The sequence below is a fragment of the Streptomyces sp. NPDC101234 genome, assembly GCF_044767525.1.
Lineage (GTDB): Bacteria > Actinomycetota > Actinomycetes > Streptomycetales > Streptomycetaceae > Streptomyces > Streptomyces sasae.
In genome coordinates this window covers 1-16777 of sequence record NZ_JBIWOA010000041.1, presented here as the reverse complement: position 1 = coordinate 16777, position 16777 = coordinate 1, and the positions used below count along the sequence as shown (strand labels likewise).

At 70.8% G+C, this 16777-nt stretch carries 19 protein-coding genes and 1 riboswitch; of the genes, 9 read left to right on the top strand and 10 right to left on the bottom strand.

What is annotated here, in order from left to right; genetic code table 11:
* Positions 1–28 precede the first annotated feature (28 nt).
* A complete protein-coding gene (locus tag ACIRR9_RS46085; RefSeq protein WP_365345203.1) occupies positions 29–754 on the top strand; it encodes a lysophospholipid acyltransferase family protein in 726 nt (241 codons plus the stop codon).
* A 68-nt stretch (positions 755–822) separates the two neighbouring features.
* On the opposite strand, the gene ACIRR9_RS46080 is transcribed toward ACIRR9_RS46085, so the two are convergent.
* The 8 genes from ACIRR9_RS46080 to ACIRR9_RS46045 form a co-directional block, all read right to left on the bottom strand.
* Complete coding sequence (locus ACIRR9_RS46080) at positions 823–2394, bottom strand: alpha/beta hydrolase (protein WP_403765196.1); 1572 nt, start codon at positions 2392–2394, stop codon at positions 823–825.
* A 163-nt stretch (positions 2395–2557) separates the two neighbouring features.
* Positions 2558–3319 carry an urease accessory protein UreD gene (locus ACIRR9_RS46075; RefSeq protein WP_403765079.1) on the bottom strand — a complete coding sequence of 254 codons (762 nt, stop codon included), beginning with the start codon at positions 3317–3319 and terminating at the stop codon, positions 2558–2560.
* Positions 3316–3993, bottom strand: coding sequence for an urease accessory protein UreG (gene ureG, locus ACIRR9_RS46070; protein WP_123978798.1), 678 nt, complete (start codon positions 3991–3993; stop codon positions 3316–3318). The genes ACIRR9_RS46075 and ureG overlap by 4 nt, the downstream gene beginning before the upstream one ends.
* 240 nt (positions 3994–4233) lie before the next feature.
* A complete protein-coding gene (locus tag ACIRR9_RS46065; RefSeq protein WP_403765194.1) occupies positions 4234–4908 on the bottom strand; it encodes an urease accessory protein UreF in 675 nt (224 codons plus the stop codon).
* Between the two features lie 15 nt (positions 4909–4923).
* Positions 4924–6645, bottom strand: coding sequence for an urease subunit alpha (locus ACIRR9_RS46060; RefSeq protein WP_403765077.1), 1722 nt, complete (start codon positions 6643–6645; stop codon positions 4924–4926).
* The gene (locus tag ACIRR9_RS46055) at positions 6638–6949 is read right to left on the bottom strand and encodes an urease subunit beta (RefSeq protein ID WP_123978795.1); all 312 of its coding nucleotides are present in this window, start codon (positions 6947–6949) and stop codon (positions 6638–6640) included. The genes ACIRR9_RS46060 and ACIRR9_RS46055 overlap by 8 nt, the downstream gene beginning before the upstream one ends.
* Before the next feature lie 11 nt (positions 6950–6960).
* Positions 6961–7263: an urease subunit gamma gene (locus tag ACIRR9_RS46050; RefSeq protein ID WP_010355509.1), complete on the bottom strand. Its 303-nt coding sequence runs from the start codon at positions 7261–7263 to the stop codon at positions 6961–6963.
* Between the two features lie 627 nt (positions 7264–7890).
* The gene (locus tag ACIRR9_RS46045; protein ID WP_403765075.1) at positions 7891–8169 is read right to left on the bottom strand and encodes a type II toxin-antitoxin system Phd/YefM family antitoxin; all 279 of its coding nucleotides are present in this window, start codon (positions 8167–8169) and stop codon (positions 7891–7893) included.
* A 140-nt stretch (positions 8170–8309) separates the two neighbouring features.
* Between ACIRR9_RS46045 and ACIRR9_RS46040 the strand changes: the two genes are divergently transcribed.
* The 3 genes from ACIRR9_RS46040 (at position 8310) to ACIRR9_RS46030 (ending at position 10284) form a co-directional block, all read left to right on the top strand.
* Positions 8310–8945, top strand: a complete 636-nt coding sequence (locus tag ACIRR9_RS46040) for an ATP-dependent Clp protease proteolytic subunit (protein WP_403765073.1) — start codon at positions 8310–8312, stop codon at positions 8943–8945.
* 7 nt (positions 8946–8952) lie between these two features.
* A complete protein-coding gene (locus tag ACIRR9_RS46035; protein WP_133024808.1) occupies positions 8953–9261 on the top strand; it encodes a hypothetical protein in 309 nt (102 codons plus the stop codon).
* A 361-nt stretch (positions 9262–9622) separates the two neighbouring features.
* Positions 9623–9807, top strand: a riboswitch (cyclic di-AMP (ydaO/yuaA leader).
* Between the two features lie 3 nt (positions 9808–9810).
* The gene (locus tag ACIRR9_RS46030; RefSeq protein ID WP_123978792.1) at positions 9811–10284 is read left to right on the top strand and encodes a C40 family peptidase; all 474 of its coding nucleotides are present in this window, start codon (positions 9811–9813) and stop codon (positions 10282–10284) included.
* A gap of 34 nt (positions 10285–10318) precedes the next feature.
* Here ACIRR9_RS46030 and ACIRR9_RS46025 read toward each other — a convergent pair whose 3' ends face one another.
* Positions 10319–10777, bottom strand: coding sequence for an ATP-binding protein (locus ACIRR9_RS46025; RefSeq protein ID WP_365340019.1), 459 nt, complete (start codon positions 10775–10777; stop codon positions 10319–10321).
* A gap of 212 nt (positions 10778–10989) precedes the next feature.
* Between ACIRR9_RS46025 and ACIRR9_RS46020 the strand changes: the two genes are divergently transcribed.
* Complete coding sequence (locus tag ACIRR9_RS46020) at positions 10990–11850, top strand: helix-turn-helix transcriptional regulator (RefSeq protein WP_365339788.1); 861 nt, start codon at positions 10990–10992, stop codon at positions 11848–11850.
* A gap of 9 nt (positions 11851–11859) precedes the next feature.
* Positions 11860–12087 carry a DUF397 domain-containing protein gene (locus tag ACIRR9_RS46015; protein ID WP_365339790.1) on the top strand — a complete coding sequence of 76 codons (228 nt, stop codon included), beginning with the start codon at positions 11860–11862 and terminating at the stop codon, positions 12085–12087.
* Between the two features lie 59 nt (positions 12088–12146).
* On the opposite strand, the gene ACIRR9_RS46010 is transcribed toward ACIRR9_RS46015, so the two are convergent.
* Positions 12147–13274, bottom strand: coding sequence for an 8-amino-7-oxononanoate synthase (locus ACIRR9_RS46010; RefSeq protein WP_403765069.1), 1128 nt, complete (start codon positions 13272–13274; stop codon positions 12147–12149).
* Positions 13275–13421: 147 nt separating this feature from the next.
* Here ACIRR9_RS46010 and bioB point away from each other — a divergent pair, with 147 nt between their 5' ends.
* The 3 genes from bioB to bioD are packed head-to-tail and all read left to right on the top strand — an operon-like array spanning position 13422 to position 16619.
* Entirely contained in the window at positions 13422–14627 is a 1206-nt protein-coding gene (bioB, locus tag ACIRR9_RS46005; RefSeq protein ID WP_403765067.1) for a biotin synthase BioB, read from the top strand.
* Complete coding sequence (locus tag ACIRR9_RS46000; RefSeq protein WP_403765065.1) at positions 14620–15900, top strand: adenosylmethionine--8-amino-7-oxononanoate transaminase; 1281 nt, start codon at positions 14620–14622, stop codon at positions 15898–15900. The genes bioB and ACIRR9_RS46000 overlap by 8 nt, the downstream gene beginning before the upstream one ends.
* A gap of 2 nt (positions 15901–15902) precedes the next feature.
* Positions 15903–16619, top strand: a complete 717-nt coding sequence (bioD, locus tag ACIRR9_RS45995; RefSeq protein WP_403765191.1) for a dethiobiotin synthase — start codon at positions 15903–15905, stop codon at positions 16617–16619.
* Positions 16620–16777: the final 158 nt, after the last annotated feature.

The window sequence follows — 16777 nt, the reverse complement described above, 5'->3', positions numbered from 1 at the left end:
CACCTCGTGGAGTTGGGGGCTGCCAGCCGTGTTCTACTACCTTCTCAAGTACGTGCTCCTGGGGCCGCTGCTGAGACTGGTGTTCCGCCCCCGCATCGAAGGTCTGGAGCATGTGCCGGCCTCCGGACCCGCGATCGTCGCGGGCAACCACCTCTCCTTCGCCGACCACTTCCTGATGCCGGCCGTGCTGAAGCGGCGCATCACCTTCCTCGCCAAGGCCGAGTACTTCACCGGGCCGGGTGTGAAGGGCCGGCTGACCGCGTTCTTCTTCCGCAGCGCCGGGCAGATCCCGGTGGACCGCTCCGGCAAGGAGGCGGGCCAGGCCGCGATCCGTGAGGGGCTCAAGGTGCTGGGCAAGGGCGAGTTGCTCGGCATCTACCCGGAGGGCACCCGCTCGCACGACGGCCGGCTCTACAAGGGCAAGGTCGGTGTCGCCGTGATGGCGCTGCGGGCCGGGGTCCCGGTGATCCCGTGCGCGATGATCGGTACCTTCGAGGCGCAGCCGCCGGGCAAGGTCATCCCGAACATCCACCCCGTGGTGATCCGCTTCGGCAAGCCCCTCGAGTTCTCCCGTTACGCCGGGATGGAGGACGAGAAGGCCGTCCTGCGCGCCATCACCGACGAGATCATCTACGCCATCCTGTCCCTCTCCGGGCAGGAGTACGTCGACCAGTACGCGGCCGTCGTCAAGGCCGAACAGGCCGCGGAGAAGGGCGGGAAGGAACGCAGGTTCCCGCGCGCGCCGCTCAGTTGAGGGTACGGGTGCGGGCGGCGGGGAGGTGCTCCCCGCCGCCCGCACCGGCTGTACGGCTATGGCTGTGGCTACGGCTTCGGAGTCGCGTGCGGTGTGCAGGTGACGTCCGCACTGTCCAGCTTGCCGGTGAGCAGGTAGGCGTCCACGCGGTCGTTGATGCACGGGTTGACCAGGCCGGTCACGCCGTGCGAGCCGGCGCCCTGCTCGGTGATGAGACGGGAGCCCTTGAAGCGCTTGTGCAGTTCGACGGCGCCGGGGTACGGGGTGGCGGCGTCACGGGTGGACTGCACGATCAGCACCTGCGGCAGCCCCTTGTGGGTCGTGACCTCGACCGGGGTCTGCTGCTTGACCGGCCAGGTGGCGCACGGCAGGTTCATCCATGCGTTGGCCCAGGTCATGAACGGGTACTGCTTGTTGAGCTCGGTGTTGTCGCGGTCCCACTTCTGCCAGCTGGTGGGCCACTTGGCGTCGGTGCACTCGACGGCCGTGTAGACGGCGTTGCCGTTCTCCGAGGTGATGTTGCCCGCGGTGTTCGTCAGGTTCGGGGCGGCGGCGTCGACCAGGGCCTGGGCGTCACCCGCGAAGTACTTGCTGAACACCGTCGCGACCGGGACCCACGAGGAGTCGTAGTACGGCGCGCTCTGGAAGAAGGAGATCAGCTCGGCCGGTCCGACGACCCCGCCGATCGGGTTCGCCTTGGCGGTGGCGCGCAGCTGGAGCCACTTGGCCTGGACGGCGTCGCGGGTGGTCCCGAGGTGGAAGGCGGCGTCGTTGGCGGCGACCCAGTCCTCCCAGTCCTTCCAGCGGCCCTCGAAGGCGATGTCCTGCTCCAGGTTGGCCTGGTACCAGATGTTCTCCCGCGACGGGTTGACGACACTGTCGACGATCATCCGGCGCACATGCCCCGGGAACAGCGTCCCGTACACGGCGCCGAGGTAGGTGCCGTAGGAGACCCCGAGGTAGTTGAGCTTCTTCTCGCCGAGCGCGGCCCGGATGACGTCCAGGTCGCGTGCGGTGTTCGGGGTGGTCATCTGCTGGAGCATCGCCCGGCCGGTGCGCGCGGCGCAGCCGTCCGCGTACTGCTCGGCCAGCTTGCGCTGGGCGGTCTTGTCGGCCTCGGTGTCCGGCACCGGGTCGGCCTTGGGCGCCTTCACGAACTCCTGCGGGTCGATACAGGAGATGGGCGCGGAGTGGCCGACGCCGCGCGGGTCGAAGCCCACGAAGTCGTATGCCTTCGCGGTGTTGACCCACAGCGGGTTCTTGGTGGTGACCCGGCGCGGGAAACGCATCCCCGAACTGCCCGGGCCGCCGGGGTTGTAGACGAGCGCGCCCTGGCGCTCCGCCTTCGTCCCCGTGTTGCCTATTCGGTCGACGGCCAGCTTGATCTGCTTGCCGTAGGGGTTCGTGTAGTCGAGCGGCACGCTGACCCAGCCGCACTGGATGGGCTTCTCGAAGCCCCAGTCGGCCGGGCAGTCCGCCCAGTCGATGCCGGCCTTGGCGGCACGCGCGGCGGCGACGGAAGCGCCCCACTGTGCACGGTCCTGGCCGCCCTTGCGCGCCTCGGCACCGGACGCGGGCGCCGCGAGCGCACCGGTGATCAGGGTCGCCGTGACGAGCGCGCCCGCGGAACCGAGCGCCAGCAAACGGCTCCTCGATCTGAAGTTGTCCCTCAAGTGGGCCCCTCCCCGTACATGGTGACGAATGGTCAGAGGGGATCCTTCCGGCTGTGAACCTCCTGAGGACAGGGTGTGACGGCCGTCGTTACCAATCCGATAACCGGACAATCACGTCCCGCTGAGCGGATCAGCCACAGAGATGGCCCAACGCCTCGTCCAACACCCGCCGCAGCCGCAGCGCGTCGACCGCCACCGCACTCACCAGCACGGCGGGCCCGGCGAGCGGAGTGAGGGCGGCGCACTCCCCCAGCATCCGAGCCACCACCGGCTCGGCCTCGAACTCCGGTCGTACGACGACGAGTTGCCCCACCGCGCGATGTCCCCCCAGCACGGCCGGCCCGTCCCATCCACCGGGCGCCCCGGGACCGCAGGCCAACTCCTGGTCCAGTACGGCCTTCCCGGCGACGCGCACGGTGAGCCGGCTGGTGAGCCGCCCGGGCTCCTCCCCCGCCCGCCCGAGCACCTGCTCCTCACGCAGCACGAGCCGCCCGCCGGCTCCGACGTCGACGCGGGTCGTGACGTGTAGATCGCTCCCCTTCGCCGAGATCAACTGCTCTGGCAGCCACCGTAGTTCACCGCCGTCGGCGACATCGAGCCGAACGTCGTACCGGGCCTCGCCCTTCGCCTGCCCCGGGAGAGCGATGGTGGCCGCGGCGGACCCGACACACAGCCGCGCCCCCCGCTCCACCGTCGCCTCGACCGAGAACCGGTCGCCACCGAGCGGCCCGCTCATCGCCCCGACGACCATCACCCGCGCCTCGGCACCGCTCCCCCGGGTGCGCCGAAGCGCGAGCGGCCCCTGGCCCTCCAGCACAGGCAACGCCGTCCCGCCCCGCCCGTCCTCCCGGGCGACGATCCGCGCGGCCGCCCGTACACCGGTGGCGGTCATGCCGTCCACGCGGCGAGCCGCTCCCGCACCCACGAGGCGACGTCCCCGACACCGGCCTCGCCACGCAACGACTGGAAGACGACGGGCAGTTCCGCCCGCTGCGCCTTGGCGTCGGCCGCCATCCGCGCCAGGTCGGAACCCACGTAGGGAGCGAGGTCGGTCTTGTTGACGACCAGCAGATCGGCGGTGGTCACCCCCGGGCCGCCCTTCCGGGGGATGTCGTCACCGCCGGCCACGTCGATCACGAAGATCTGCGCGTCCACGAGCCCCTTGGAGAAGGTGGCGGTGAGGTTGTCCCCGCCCGACTCGACGAGGATGAGATCCAGCGGCCCGACCTCGTCCTCCAGGTCCTCCACGGCTTCGAGGTTGGCCGAGATGTCGTCGCGGATCGCGGTGTGCGGACAGGCCCCCGTCTCGACGGCGGTGATCCGCTCGGGCGGCAGCACGGCCTCCCGCAGCAGGAACTCGGCGTCCTCACGCGTGTAGATGTCGTTGGTGACGACGGCGAGGGACAACTCGTCACGCAGCGCCCGGCAGAGCGCGGCGACGGTAGCGGTCTTCCCGGACCCGACGGGCCCACCGAGCCCGATCCGAAGGGCACGCCGAGCCCCATCGGGCCGACGCGCGTCGGCGCTGAGGACAGCGGGACCGTGGTGATCGTGATCGAGGTGCATATACGGCTCCTTGTACTACGTGACCTTCAAACTGACCTGTTCCGCAACTCCCAGCCCGTCCGGCGTCCAAGGACAAAAGCCGGTCCGCACCCTCTCCAGCCCGTCCGGCGTTTGAGGACGAGGCCGTTCAGGCCGAAGCGGGGGTCCGGGGGCGGCAGCCCCCGGGACGGGACGCGGCGGGGGTCGAAGGGGGCGCAGCCCCTGGTGATGGGACGGGTAGGGGCGGCGGGGGCGAGAAAACTAGGACGCGAACAACCGCACCCCCCACCCCGCATGCCACTCCGCCCCGATCTCCAGCAACGGCGCCGACCCCGCGGGCAGCACATCCACCCCACCCCCGGCCACCCCTCGCGCCGCCTCCACGGCCCGGTCGACCACCCGGTCCACCTCCGGCGCCAACCGAGCCAGCACCCCCGTCGCCTCGAACGGATCCAGACTCAGCAACCGCACCACCGCCGTGGCCGGCCCGCTCACGCACTCATACGCCGCGCAGTACGCCGCGTCGGCAGCCGACAGCCCCGCCGCCCGAGCGACCACTCCCAACACCACCGGCTGATGCGCCCCCTTGGGGAACTCCCGTGCAAGGGCGTCGAGTTCGGACCCGGGCCAGGTCACCCGAGCGGCCCGCAGCAGCTGCCGCCCGAGCTTGCGAGCCGTGCCCCGAAGCGCGGGCGACGGCGTCCGCGCATCAGCCGCCGCATCCAACTCCCGTACCCCCACACCGAGTACCGCAGCCGCGGCGAACGCACCCGCCATCAGCCCCGCCGTGTGCAACCGCCCCCGGCAGAACTCCTCCAGATCCGCCGCCCCGGTGATCCGCCCGGCCTTGACCGCCGCTTCGGCCCCGCCGGAGTGCGCATGCCCTCCGGCGGGAAAGCGGCCGTCGGCCAGCACCAGCAACGCTGCCCGAGACACCACGACCACCCGCTCTCAGAACAGGAAGTAGCGCTGGGCCATGGGCAGTTCCGCGGCCGGTGCCGCCTCGACCAGTTCCCCGTCGATGTACACGGCGAAGCTGTCGGGATCGACCCGGACCGAGGGACGCGCGTCGTTCTCCCGCATGTCCGCCTTGGTCACCCCACGCGTCGACTCGATGGCGACGAACCGCTTGCCGAGCTGCAACCGCTCCGGCAACCCGTCCTCGATGGCGAGCGGGGCGACGAAGTTGAAGGAGTTGGCGGCCGGCGCCCGCCCGATCGCCCCGTACATGGGACGCGGCAGGATCGGCTGGGGCGTCGGGATCGACGCGTTGGCGTCGCCCATCTGCGCGTAGGCGATCTGCCCGCCCTTGATGACGAGCTGCGGCTTGACCCCGAAGAACGCGGGCTCCCAGAGCACGAGGTCGGCGAGCTTGCCGGTCTCCACCGAGCCGACCTCCCGGGCCAGCCCCTGGGCGAGCGCCGGATTGATGGTGTACTTCGCGACGTACCGCCGTACCCGGCGATTGTCGGCGCGCCCGTCCCCAGGCAGCGCGCCCCGCCGACGCTTCATCACATGCGCGGTCTGCCAGGTCCGCAGTATCACCTCACCCACCCGCCCCATGGCCTGCGCGTCGGACGAGATGATCGAGATCGCACCGAGGTCGTGCAGCACGTCCTCGGCCCCGATGGTCGACGGCCGGATCCGCGACTCGGCGAAGGCGAGGTCCTCCGGCACCGCCGGATTCAGGTGATGGCACACCATCAGCATGTCGAGGTGTTCCTCGGCGGTGTTGACGGTGTAGGGCCGGGTCGGATTCGTCGAACTCGGCAGTACGTGCGGCTCGGAGACGACGGTCATGATGTCCGGCGCGTGCCCGCCCCCCGCACCCTCGGTGTGGTAGGCGTGGATCCCACGTCCGCCGATCGCGGCGAGCGTGTCCCCGACGAACCCCGCCTCGTTCAGCGTGTCCGTGTGGATGGCCACCTGGATACCCGTCCGGTCGGCGACGGTCAGCGCGGCGTCGATGACCGCCGGGGTCGATCCCCAGTCCTCGTGCAGCTTCAGCCCCAGGGCCCCGCCCCGGATCTGGGAGAGCATCGCCTCGTGGGAGACGGTGTTGCCCTTGCCGAGGAACCCGATGTTGAGCGGGTACTGCTCCATCGCCTCCAGCATCCGGGCGAGGTGCCACGGACCCGGTGTCACGGTGGTGGCCTTGGAGCCCTCGGCAGGTCCCGTGCCACCACCCACCAGGGTCGTCACCCCCGCCGACAGCGCCTCGTCGGCGATCTGCGGGCAGATGAAGTGGACATGGGCGTCGATGGCACCGGCGGTCAGGATCCGCCCGTTGCCGGCGATGACCTCGGTCTCGGGCCCGATCACCAGGTCCGGGTGCACCCCGTCCATGGTGTCGGGGTTGCCGGCCTTCCCGATGCCGGTGATCCGGCCGTCGCGGATACCGACGTCGGCCTTGACGATGCCCCAGTGATCGATGATCACGGCACCCGTGATGACCGTGTCGGGGGTGCCTTCTGCGCGCGTAGCACGCGACTGACCCATGGACTCACGGATGACCTTGCCGCCGCCGAAGACGGCCTCGTCCCCGGCGAGACCGGGCCCGCCGGAACGGTCCTCCTCGATCTCCACGAGCAGGTCGGTGTCGGCGAGCCGGATCCTGTCCCCGGTGGTCGGCCCGAACAGGTCGGCATAGGCGGCACGGGAGATCTCAGGCATCGAGGGCACCTCCGGTCTCGCCGCGCAGCCCGGGCACCACACGCGCGCCGGTGAGCGGGACGAGTTCGACGTCGACGGGGATGCCGGGCTCGAAGCGGACGGCGGTACCGGCGGCGACGTTCAGCCGCATGCCGCGCGCCGCGTCCCGGTCGAACTCCAGTCCGGGGTTGGCCTCGGCGAAGTGGTAGTGCGAGCCGACCTGGACGGGCCGGTCGGCGGCGTTGAGGACGGTCATCCGGGTGACGGCGCGGCCCTCGTTGTACACGATGGGCTCGTCGGCGAAGAGGATCTCTCCGGGAATCATCGGCGGCCCCCTCAGACGATCGGGTCGTGGACGGTGACGAGCTTGGTGCCGTCCGGGAAGGTCGCCTCGACCTGGACGTCATGGATCATCTCGGGGATACCCTCCATGACGTCGTCCCTGGTGAGCAGCTTGCGTCCGGAGGCCATCAGCTCGGCGACGGTACGGCCGTCACGTGCGCCCTCCAGGATGTGCGAGGTGATGAGGGCGACGGCTTCGGGGTGGTTCAGCTTGAGCCCGCGGGCCCGGCGCTTCTCGGCGACGTCGGCCGCCACATGGATCAGCAGCCTCTCTTGCTCGTGCGGGGTCAGTTGCACGTCCCACCTCACAGTCCTCGCTCCGGACCGTGCGGGGTCCGGTTGCCGCAGCCACCTGTACGGACACAAAACCGCTGGTGGCGTGGATGGGCAGGCTAGTTCGCCGGAGTTTCAACGACGTTAACCGCACCGGGTCCGCCGCACGGGGGCACCGGACCGGCTCTCGGCACACCCCGTGGACGGCGTCGGTGACGAGTCCGGGGTCCGAATCAGCGGCGATCTCGCCGCGCGCGCTCGCCCGATCGAGGACGTCGCGCAGTGCCGCGGGGCGGTGACCTTCGCGGCGGTCGGCGGCGCCGTCGAGCGGATCGCGTCCCCGTCGGTCGCCGGGCTCGCGCCCGTAGGGGTGGACCCAGTGTCGTCGACGCCGACTGCTGAGACTTCCTGCCCGAGGGGCGGCTGCAGGCGCAGTTCGCCCCGGCGGTGAACACCGTGTCGGCCGAACGGGTGGGGCGCCCCGCGGATGTCGCCATCATCCGCCGTCTTGTCGACGCCATCCCTGTGACCGGCTCGATCCTGCCCGTCGACGAAGGCCGCACCGTGGCCCTACGTCCCACGGCACGCCCCATGACACCCGATCGGCCCTCCCCCGGACGCTCCGGTGGAGGGCCGACGCCGTGTCCGTGGTCAGGAGCCGGCGGCCCCCCGGTGCTCCGCCGCGATGCCGAAGCGGCTGCGCTCCGGGCGCACCGCGGCGGTCTCGCGCACGGTGGAGACCGAGCTGACCACCTGGTCCTCGGCGGATTCCGAGAGCTCTTCGAGGCGCTCCAGGTCGGCGGCGGAGACGAGGGCGACCAGGGGTTTGCCGTGCCGCGTCACGACGACGCGCTCACCGCCGTACACCACCCGGTTGATCAGTTCGGCGAGCTCAGCCCTGGCTTGCGTCACCGGAATCTCGTAGGCCATGAACCCAGCTTACGGGGCACCTCGGACAACACATCTTGTTCGGCGACAGCGGAACACCCACCCAAGCCTCTGTACGTCCTGTACATTTTTTACAGAGAGTCCGGCCGCCGAGACGCCTCGGCCGCGAGGAGGGGTATGCCATGACCCGACCGTCCGCCCGCTATGTGCTGCCAGAGTTCACGGAACGCACCAGCTCCGGACAGCGCACCCTGGATCCGTACTCGAAGCTGCTGGAGGGGCGGATCGTCTTCCTCGGCGCACCCGTCGACGAGATCTCGGCCAACGACGTGATGGCGCAGCTGATGTATCTGGAGCACGCCGCCCCGGAGCAGGACATCGCGCTGTACATCAACTCTCCGGGCGGGTCGTTCAGCGCGATGGCCGCGATCTACGACACGGTCCAGTACGTCAGCTGTGACGTGGAGACGATCTGCCTGGGGCAGGCCGGGGCCTCGGCCGCGGTGCTGCTCGCGGCCGGCGCACCGGGCAAGCGGTCCGTGCTGCCGGGCGCACGCATCGTGCTCCAGCAGCCGTCGCTGCCGGAACCGGTGCAGGGCCAGCCGAGCGATCTGGCCATCCAGGCGGCGGAGTTGGACCGGGTCCGGGCGCTGCTCGAAAGCATGCTCGTCAAGCACACCGGGCGCACACCGGAGCAGGTCCACCAGGATCTGGACCGGGACCTGGTCCTGGACGCGCAAGCGGCGCTGGCGTACGGGCTGGTGGACCGGATCGTACCCAGCCGCAGGACCTCGCTCGGTCTGCCGGACGCGGGGTGAGGCGCCGATGCTGCCACCGGAGCTTCCCCCGCTGCCCGCACTGACCCGGGCCGAGGGCGAGTTGATCGACCGTTACCTGGACGTGGTCGACCTGCTGGGCCGTATCAACCCGGCGCAGAACGAGGACACCTATCGAGGGCTGCGCGCCGCGCAGGCGCTGGTGCGCGCGGCGTCCGAGCTGCGCGACGCGCTCGCCCTGATGCATCGGCGGGGCGAGACGGAGCTTCACGGGGACACGCTGGCACGGGCGTTGCGCGTGCTCGACGGTGAGCGCCGGACCGCTCGCGTCGTACTCCCGCCCGACTGCGTACGGTGATGCCCGCAAGAATCGGGGGCGGCGCGTCGAAGCCACGCCCGGGCCGGAGTTGAAACGACCCAAAGGGGTTACTGCCGTTCGGCGGAGTGTGGCGTGGTTTTACCTGACCGAAGAGGTCGCTCAGGACGCCCGTTCGGAGACACCCGCATGACGCTCCGGTGCAGGTCCGGGGCTACGCAGGGGAGTTGACGGAGAATCGAACAAAGGGTTGTCCACCCGAACGGGTGGGTGGTGAGTAACCCCACAAATCCCCGATTCCGTTGGGATTTTCGGACACGAGTGAGTGAAGATCCCTGTCTGACGACAAGCCCCCGCCACAGCGGCGGGGCGGTCCGGGCGGACGCCGAGTCCTGCCGCCGCCCGGATTGACCCGTCGACAGAAGTGCATCGGCAGGAGTGGAGGACCCAAGCACTACGGGTCGCCGGAACGGTCACGCCATGACCGGGCCGAGCTGCCCTTGGGGTGAAGCCGTGGCGACACGGCCGGGCAACTTCGCCAGCCCGAATCCGACAGGTCATCCTTCACAGGCGGCTGACGAAGGGTTGCGCATGACTGCGCTCAATCGTGTTCCGTCGCTCATGGCCCGGGCCGGTACGGCCTCGGCGCTGACCATCGCCGCCGTCGGCGGCTCGATCGTGATCCCCGGCGTCGCCTCCGACGCCTCGGCCGCGACGATGGGGACGAAGGCACTGCAGGTCGCTGCCTCGAAGAAGGGCGCGCCCTACAGGTGGGGCGCCACCGGACCCAACCGGTTCGACTGCTCCGGGCTCACGCTGTACTCGTTCAAGAAGGCGGGCAAGACCCTGCCGCGTACGGCGGCCCAGCAGTACAACAAGACCCGTCACATCTCGGCCGGCAACCGCAAGGCCGGGGACCTGGTCTTCTTCCACTCGGGTTCCAGCGTGTACCACGTCGGCATCTACGCCGGGAAGGGAAAGATCTGGCACGCCCCGAAGACCGGGGACGTGGTGAAGCTCCAGAAGATCTGGACCAAGAGCGTCTGGTACGGCCGGGTCAGCTGATCCGCTCGACGAGTCGGCCGGCAGGGGCTCAGGGCTACGGCTCCTGTTGGCCGGCGGTCGTGACGGGTTCGGCGGGGACCGTCCAGGGCAGTTCGATGAAGACGGTCTTGCCGCCCTCCCGGGTGGGGCGCACCCGGAGCTTGCCGCCGCACTCGGCGGTGAGCCAGCGGATGATGACCATGCCGCGTCCGTTGTCCTGCTGGACCGCGGCGGGGAGTCTCTTGGGGAAGCGCGGATGACTGTCCGTGACGCCGATGCGCAGGTGTTCGTCACGGTCAAGGACGAGGTCCACCGTGAAGGTGGGTGACTGTCCGAAGGTGTGCTGTACGGCGTTGGTGGCGAGTTCCGAGACGATGAGGCGGATGGTGTCCGCGGTCTCCGTCTCCGGTGGCAGTCCCCATTCCTCCAGGGTGCCCAGCACATAGGAGCGGGCCGTGGAGACCGAGGCGGGATCGCTCGGCAGAGTGACGGATGCTTCCAGATGGTCTGCCATGGCGAGGTCGTCCCTTTCCTCGGGACCGGAGTCCGACACGGTGCGGATGGTTCGAGTACGGTCCCGGACTGGTGCTTCTTCGTCAGACTGCCATTACCGGGCCGGTCACGGGGAGCGATCCACCAAGATATGCATATATCTGTCGCTCGAAGCGGTGAACTCTGCTACCCCAGACCGTATTTGGGCGGCTCGGAAGGAGTAAGGAGTAGCCCATGCAGAACGGTCCCGCGGTACGCCGCCGGAAACTGGGCGCCGAACTGCGCATGCTGCGCACCGGCGCGGGTCTCACGAGCGGAGAGGCCGCCCGTCTGGTGGGCTGGCATCAGTCGAAGGTGAGCCGGATCGAGACCGGCGCCAGCGGTGTGAAACCGGCCGATGTGCGGTTACTGCTCGACGCGTACGGCGTGATCGAGGGACAACTTCGGGAGTTGCTGCTGGTGTTGGCGGGGTCGGAGGATACCGCGGGCCGGCATCACTGGTGGCACGCCTATCGTGGCGTACTGCCCCCGACCTACCGGGATTTCATCAGTCTGGAGTCACAGGCAAGCGCGATGCGCACGCTGGAGACCTCGGTCGTACCGGGACTGCTGCAGACGCCCGAGTACGCGCGTGCCGTGACCCGGGTGGCCGCCGAAGGGCTCGACGACGAGGCGTTGGACGCCCTGGTGGAAGTGCGTCTGGCCAGGCAGGACGTACTGCGCAACGAGCCGCCGCTGGAGCTGAGCGCGGTCCTCGACGAAGCCGTACTGCGCCGGGAGGTCGGCGGCCCGGGCGTGATGGCCCGGCAGCTGGAGCGGCTGGTGGAAGCGGCCCGACTGCCTCAAGTACGGCTCCAGGTGCTGCCGTTCGCGGCCGGAGCGCATGTGGGCATCACCGGGCCTTTCGTAATCTTCTCATTTCCGAGCACTTCTGATCTGGATGTGGTTGTTCTCGACCAGTTGACGAGTAGCCTCTATCTGGAACGGAAAGAAGACCTCCAGGCCTACGCGGAGGCCTTCAACACCCTTCAGATCCACGCCCTTTCGCCCGAGGACTCGTTGGATTACATCGCCGGGATAGGTGACGGCGCGTAAGGAGGCACCATGACTGCACTGCCTCGGAACGTACCTTCAAGTGCTGATCTGCACGGATCGCGGTGGCTGCGCAGCAGCTACAGCACCGGAGCGAACAACTGCGTGGAGACGGCACGGCCGCACTCCGGCCCACCGGCCGGACTGCTCGCCGTGCGCGACTCCAAGAACCCGGCCGGACCCGCGCTGCTCTTCTCCCCCGAGAGCTGGGCGGGTTTCGTGGCCACGCTCACCGCCTGATCAGCTGACGACCGACTCCGTATCCGCATATGGGCAAGGCCCGGCCGTGTCACGCCGACTCATGGTCGTGTCTCGCCGATCACACGTACAGCGCGTTCGATCTCGGCCCCGGAGAGGTCGGCACGGGCGGTCAGCCTGAGCCGTGAGATGCCGTCCGGCACGGAAGGCGGACGGAAACAGCCCACGGCCAGGCCTGCCGTCCGGCAGTCGGCCGCCCACTGCACGGCCTCCTCCGGGGACGGTGCCCGCACGGAGACCACCGCGGCGTCCGGTCGTACCGCTTCCAGACCCGCGGCGGTCAGCCGTGCGTGCAGGTCGGCGGCCACCTCGCGAGCCCGGGCCGCGCGCCCGGGCTCGCGTCGCAGCAGCCGCAGGGCGGCCAGCGCCGCTCCCGCCGCGGCGGGGGCGAGGCCGGTGTCGAAGATAAAGGTCCGGGCCGCGTTCACCAGATGGTCGATCACCCGGGCCGGGCCCAGGACCACACCGCCCTGGCTGCCCAGGGACTTGGACAGGGTCGCCGTGACGACCACGTCGTCGGAGCCGGCCAGCCCGGCCGCGTACGGCGCTCCCTGCCCGCCGTCCCCGAGGACCCCGAGCCCGTGGGCGTCGTCGACCACCAGTCCGGCGCCGTGCTCCCGGCACGCCTCGGCCAGTGCGGCCAGCGGTGCCGCGTCGCCGTCGACCGAGAACACCGTGTCGGAGACGACGACCGCCATCCCCTCGTGGGTGCCGAGCGCCTTGCGTACGGCGTCCGGGTCGGAGTGCGCCACGACCTGGGTGGCGCCCCGGGCCAGCCGGCAGCCGTCGATCAGGGAGGCGTGGTTCAGGGCGTCGGAGACGATCAGCGAGCCGTGCGGGCCGAGCGTGGTGACGGCCGCGAGGTTCGCCGCGTAGCCGGAGGAGAAGACCAGGGCCGCCTCGAACCCGCAGAATTCGGCCAGCTCGCGCTCCAGCTCGGTGTGGAGTTCCGTGGTGCCGGTGACCAGTCGGGAGCCGGTGGAGCCGCCGCCCCAGGTCCGGGCCGCCTCGGCCGCGCCCTCGGCGACCTCCGGGTGGTGGGCGAGGCCCAGGTAGTCGTTGCTCGCCAGGTCCAGGAGCGGCGAGTCGGCGGGACGGGGGCGCAGGGTCCGTACGAGTCCGGCGCGGCGGCGGAGATCCGCCTGTTCGTCGATCCAGCCGAACGCCATGACCCCTCCGATGATTTTGTAGGCAGTGGACAGACCCTAGCGGGACGACCAGTCACCCAGTGTGTGGCAATACCCACACGTCGAACTGACAGGGTTGTGCAAACTCTCCTTGGCCCGGAGCTGCCTCGTAGTACAGGATCGGCTCTCATGGACCTGCTGAACACGCTGGTGGACAAGGGGCTTCGGCGCGAGCTGCCGACCCGCGAGGAAGCGCTCGCCGTACTGGCGACCTCCGACGACGACGTGCTCGATGTGGTGGCCGCGGCCGGCAAGGTGCGCCGGCACTGGTTCGGCCGGCGCGTGAAACTCAACTACCTGGTCAACCTCAAGTCGGGCCTGTGTCCTGAGGACTGCTCCTACTGCTCGCAGCGGCTGGGCTCATCGACCGGGATCCTGAAGTACTCCTGGCTGAAACCCGACGAGGCCTCCAAGGCGGCCGCCGCGGGGCTCGCCGGGGGCGCCAAGCGGGTCTGCCTGGTGGCGTCCGGACGCGGTCCGACCGACCGGGACGTGGACCGGGTCGCCGGCACCATCAAGGCCATCAAGGAGCAGAACGAGGGCGTCGAGGTGTGCGCCTGCCTCGGTCTGCTCTCCGACGGCCAGGCGGAGCGGCTGCGCGAGGCGGGCGCGGACGCCTACAACCACAACCTCAACACGTCCGAGGGGACGTACGGGGAGATCACGACCACCCACACGTACGCCGACCGGGTGGACACGGTCAACAAGGCGCACGCGGCCGGTCTGTCCGCCTGTTCCGGTCTGATCGCCGGTATGGGCGAGACGGACGAGGACCTGGTCGACGTGGTCTTCTCACTGCGCGAGCTGGACCCGGACTCCGTTCCGGTGAACTTCCTGATCCCGGTCGAGGGCACCCCGCTGGCCAAGGAGTGGAACCTCACCCCGCAGCGCTGTCTGCGCATCCTCGCGATGGTGCGGTTCGTCTGCCCCGACGTGGAGGTGCGGATCGCGGGCGGCCGCGAGGTACATCTGCGCACCATGCAACCCCTCGCGCTGAACCTGGCCAACTCGATCTTCCTGGGCGACTACCTGACCACCGAGGGCCAGGCCGGCCAGGCCGACCTGGAGATGATCGCGGACGCCGGGTTCGTGGTGGAGGGGGCCGACGAGGTGACGCTGCCGGAGCACCGGGCCGAGGCCGCGGGTTCCGTCTGCGGCTCACACGCGGACGCAGGATGCGGATCGCACGCCGAGGCCGGATGCGGGTCGGGCTGCGGTTCCCACGAGGGTGTCGCCGCCACCGCGACCGCGACCGCGACCGTCAACGAACCGCGTACCGACCTGGTCGCCGTCCGCCGTCGCGGGGCCGGAACGGATCTCGCGCCCAATGCCTGACCTGAGCGTCCCCGAGCTGCTGGTCCTCGACCGGCGGCACGTCTGGCATCCGTACGGTCCGATGCCGGGCCGGGCCGAACCGCTCGTCGTGGAGTCGGCGAGCGGGGTCCGGCTGCGGCTCGCGGACGGCTCGGGCGAGCTTGTCGACGGCATGTCGTCCTGGTGGTCGGCGATCCACGGCTACAACCACCCGGTGCTGAACGAGGCCGCGAGCGCACAGCTCGGCCGAATGAGCCATGTGATGTTCGGCGGGCTCACCCACGAGCCCGCCGTCCGGCTGGCGAAGCTCCTTGTCGACATCACGCCGGCCGGCCTCGAACACGTCTTCCTCGCCGACTCCGGCTCGGTGTCGGTCGAGGTCGCCGTGAAGATGTGCCTGCAGTACTGGCGCTCGCTCGGCCGCCCCGCCAAGCAGCGCCTGCTGACCTGGCGGGGCGGCTACCACGGCGACACCTGGCAGCCGATGTCGGTGTGCGACCCCGACGGCGGGATGCACGACCTGTGGTCCGGGGTGCTGCCGCGCCAGGTCTTCGCGGACGCGCCGCCGACGGAGTACGAGGAGTCGTACGCGGACCAGCTGCGCTCCGTGATCGAGCGGAACGCGCGCGAACTGGCCGCGGTGATCGTGGAGCCGGTGGTGCAGGGCGCGGGCGGGATGCGGTTCCACTCCCCCGCGTATCTGCGGGTGCTGCGCGAGGCCTGCGACGCACATGACGTGCTGCTGGTGTTCGACGAGATCGCGACCGGCTTCGGGCGCACGGGCGCGCTGTTCGCGGCGGACCACGCGGCCGTCACGCCGGACGTGATGTGCGTGGGCAAGGCGCTGACCGGCGGCTATCTGACCATGGCGGCGACGCTGTGCACGCCTCGGGTGGCCGAGGGGATCTCACGGGGCGAGGTGCCGGTGCTGGCCCACGGGCCGACGTTCATGGGCAATCCGCTCGCCGCGTCCGTGGCCTGCGCCTCGCTCGGACTGCTGCTCGGGCAGGACTGGCTCGGGGAGGTCAAGCGGATCGAGACGGGCCTGCGGGACGGACTCGCGCCCGCACGGGACAACCCCGGGGTACGGGACGTCCGCGTTCTGGGCGCCATCGGGGTCGTACAACTCGACCACGAGGTCGACATGGAGGCCGCGACGGCGGCCGCGGTGCGCGAGGGCGTGTGGCTGCGGCCGTTCCGCGACCTGGTCTACACGATGCCGCCGTACGTCACCGACGACGCGGACGTGGCGCGGATCGCGCGTGCGGTGTGCGCCGCGGCGCGGGAGGGATGAGCATGCCGATCCTGGTGATCACGGGGACGGGCACGGAGGTCGGCAAGACGGTCACCACGGCCGCGGTCGCCGCCGCCGCGCTCGCGGCGGGCCGCTCGGTGGCGGTCCTGAAGGCCGCGCAGACCGGGGTACGACCGGACGAGCGCGGGGATGCCGACGAGGTCGCGCGGCTCGCGGGTGCCGTGACGGCGGCCGAAGTCGCCCGTTTCCCCGAGCCGTTGGCGCCGGGCACGGCGGCCCGTCGGGCGGGGCTCACCCCGGTCCGCCCCCAGGACGTGGCGGAGGCGGCCGCCAAGCTGGCCACCGAGCACGATCTGGTGCTGGTGGAGGGCGCCGGCGGACTGCTCGTCCGCTTCGACGCGACGGGCGGCACCCTGGCGGACGTGGCCCGGCTGCTGAACGCGCCGGTGCTGCTCGTGGCGTCGGCCGGGCTCGGCACCCTGAACACCACCGAGCTGACCGCCCGTGAACTGCGCTTCCGTGAGCTGGAGTTGCTGGGAGTGGTGATCGGCAGCTGGCCGGACTCCCCCGACCTGGCCTCGCGGTGCAATGTGGCCGACCTGCCGGAGGTGGCGGGGGCGCCGCTGCTCGGTGCCCTGCCCGCCGGGGCCGGGGCTCTCGCGCCCGCCGACTTCCGTGCGGTGGCGCCGGGTTGGCTGTCCGCACGGCTGGAGGGCAGCTGGGACGCGGAGGCGTTCCGGGTACGCGAAGCGCCGTAGGACGGCAGGCCGTCGGTCGGGTGCGGCGCCATCGTGGTCGGGGGGGGGGGGGGGCCCCCCCCCCCCCCCCCCCCCGCGCCGCCCCCCCCCCCCCCGCCGGGGGGGCGGCCGGGGCGCCCCCCCCCCCCCCCCCCCCCCCCCCCCCCCCCCCCCCCCCC

Coding starts and splice junctions, on each gene's coding strand:
- ACIRR9_RS46040 (WP_403765073.1), top strand. CDS start 8,310: ATGACCCGACCGTCCGCCCGCTATGTGCTGCCAGAGTTCACGGAACGC.
- ACIRR9_RS46035 (WP_133024808.1), top strand. CDS start 8,953: ATGCTGCCACCGGAGCTTCCCCCGCTGCCCGCACTGACCCGGGCCGAG.
- ureG (WP_123978798.1), bottom strand. CDS start 3,993: ATGCACCTCGATCACGATCACCACGGTCCCGCTGTCCTCAGCGCCGAC.
- ACIRR9_RS46030 (WP_123978792.1), top strand. CDS start 9,811: ATGACTGCGCTCAATCGTGTTCCGTCGCTCATGGCCCGGGCCGGTACG.
- ACIRR9_RS46025 (WP_365340019.1), bottom strand. CDS start 10,777: ATGGCAGACCATCTGGAAGCATCCGTCACTCTGCCGAGCGATCCCGCC.
- ACIRR9_RS46075 (WP_403765079.1), bottom strand. CDS start 3,319: ATGACCGCCACCGGTGTACGGGCGGCCGCGCGGATCGTCGCCCGGGAG.
- bioB (WP_403765067.1), top strand. CDS start 13,422: ATGGACCTGCTGAACACGCTGGTGGACAAGGGGCTTCGGCGCGAGCTG.
- ACIRR9_RS46020 (WP_365339788.1), top strand. CDS start 10,990: ATGCAGAACGGTCCCGCGGTACGCCGCCGGAAACTGGGCGCCGAACTG.
- ACIRR9_RS46060 (WP_403765077.1), bottom strand. CDS start 6,645: ATGCCTGAGATCTCCCGTGCCGCCTATGCCGACCTGTTCGGGCCGACC.
- ACIRR9_RS46055 (WP_123978795.1), bottom strand. CDS start 6,949: ATGATTCCCGGAGAGATCCTCTTCGCCGACGAGCCCATCGTGTACAAC.
- ACIRR9_RS46045 (WP_403765075.1), bottom strand. CDS start 8,169: ATGGCCTACGAGATTCCGGTGACGCAAGCCAGGGCTGAGCTCGCCGAA.
- ACIRR9_RS46015 (WP_365339790.1), top strand. CDS start 11,860: ATGACTGCACTGCCTCGGAACGTACCTTCAAGTGCTGATCTGCACGGA.
- ACIRR9_RS46010 (WP_403765069.1), bottom strand. CDS start 13,274: ATGGCGTTCGGCTGGATCGACGAACAGGCGGATCTCCGCCGCCGCGCC.
- bioD (WP_403765191.1), top strand. CDS start 15,903: ATGCCGATCCTGGTGATCACGGGGACGGGCACGGAGGTCGGCAAGACG.
- ACIRR9_RS46000 (WP_403765065.1), top strand. CDS start 14,620: ATGCCTGACCTGAGCGTCCCCGAGCTGCTGGTCCTCGACCGGCGGCAC.